Source organism: Stenotrophomonas pictorum JCM 9942, assembly GCF_001310775.1.
GTDB lineage: Bacteria > Pseudomonadota > Gammaproteobacteria > Xanthomonadales > Xanthomonadaceae > Stenotrophomonas > Stenotrophomonas pictorum.
The window spans coordinates 1-1,680 of the sequence record NZ_BAZI01000485.1; the positions used below are offsets into that span (position 1 = coordinate 1).

The following is a 1,680-nucleotide window of genomic DNA, read 5'->3' on the forward strand; positions in this document are numbered from 1 at the left end:
ACTGCGGTTGCGGCTGGTGATCGCCCGCCAGGATCGGCGCCCGCGCCGCGGCCTGCGGATCGAACACCAGCAGGCCCACGCCCGCGCGGACCTTGAGGGTGATGAGCGCAGCGAAGTGGACCTGTGGCTGGCGACCTCCCGCCGCGGCTGGCTGGATCTGCAGCGCATCCGGTTCTCCACCACCCAGCCGCTTGGGTTGCTGCGGGCCTGGAGCTGGGTGTGGCCCGAAAGCCCCGTGCTGGTCTACCCCGCGCCGGAAACGCCCGCCCATCCGCTGCCCGACAGCAGCGACGGCGCCACCCGCACCCGTATCCATCCGCTCGGCGAGGAACTGCAACAGCTGCGCCCGTACCGGCAGGGCGACGCCATGCGCACCATCGCCTGGAAACACTCCGCACGCCGCGATGGCCTGCTGGTACGCGAGTACGAGCGCCCCGCCGGTGCGGAACTGGTGCTGGACTGGGCCACCCTGGGCGCGTTGCCGTATGAGTGGCGCATCGCCCGCCTGGCACGCTGGGTGGACGACGCCGAGCGCGAAGGCCGCCGCTATCGTCTGCTGCTGCCCGACGCCGCACCGATCGGCCCGGGCAGCGGTGATGCACATCGCCACCAGTGCCTGAGGGCGTTGGCCCTGATGCCGCCGGCATGAAGACCAGCCCACCACTGGACGCCCCCACCCGGGGCTGGGCACTGCTGACCACCGCCCTGGCCCTGCTGCCCCTGCTGCTGCAGCTGCCGGCAGTGCTGGCCGTCGGCTATGCGATCGCCGCCATCGCCGTGGCGGCACTAGCGTGGCGCCACACGGTTCCCATGTCGCTGCGGCTGCTGCTTATCGCCGTCATGCTGGTGGCCATCTACTGGCAGATGGGTCCGCGCCCGGGCCGCGACAGCGGCTGCGCCCTGCTGGCGGCGATGCTGGCGATCAAATCCAGTGAACTGCGCACGCTGCGCGATGCCCGCAGCCTGCTGGGCTTCGCCCTGTTCGCGCCATTTTCGGCATTTCTGCTGGACCAGGGCCCGGGCACCCTGCTGCTGGCACTGGCTGCCGTGATCAGCACCCTGCTTAGCCTGCAGCGTATCGCGGATGGTGAAGCCGGGCGCGCCTCTGCGGCGATCACCCAGCAACTGCGCGTGGTAGGCCGCTTGATGGTCGTCGCCCTACCGCTGGCGCTGGCCGCGTTCTGGCTGGTACCGCGCCTGCCCACGCCACTATGGGGTATTCCCGAACGCGCGGTCGGACGCCCGGGTCTTTCGGACACGATGCAGCCGGGCGAGTGGATCGACCTGATGGCCGATGACAGTCCGGCCTTGCGGGCGCAGTTCTTCGGTCCGGTGCCGGCGGCGAGTCAGCGTTACTGGCGCGGCCCGGTGCTGACCCGTTTTGACGGGCGCGCCTGGACGCGGCTGGACAGCCAGCGCCACACCGCCGCCCCCCGCCTTGTGGCCGCCGATGTCCGCTGGGACTACCAGATCGAATACGAGCCTACCGAACGCCGCCAGCTGGTTGCACTGGACCTGCCGACCACCGCGCCGGCGGATACCCAACTGGATGCCGATTACAGCCTGACCAGCCGACGCCCGCTGACCGCGCTCACGCGCTGGCGCCTGCAGTCCACCAGCTACCGCCAGTTCCAGCCGGACCTGCCGCCGCTGTTGCGCCAGCAGGCGCTGCAGCTGCCA

General features: G+C 70.9%; 2 protein-coding genes. Both read left to right on the top strand.

The annotated features are described in order from the left end of the window. The coding region (locus JCM9942_RS15280) for a DUF58 domain-containing protein (RefSeq protein WP_054660696.1) at window positions 1-649 on the top strand (649 nt) is incomplete at its 5' end. Then, window positions 646-1,680: TgpA N-terminal domain-containing protein (locus JCM9942_RS15285; protein WP_157722972.1), on the top strand; the 1,035-nt coding region annotated here is incomplete at its 3' end. The genes JCM9942_RS15280 and JCM9942_RS15285, both read left to right, overlap by 4 nt.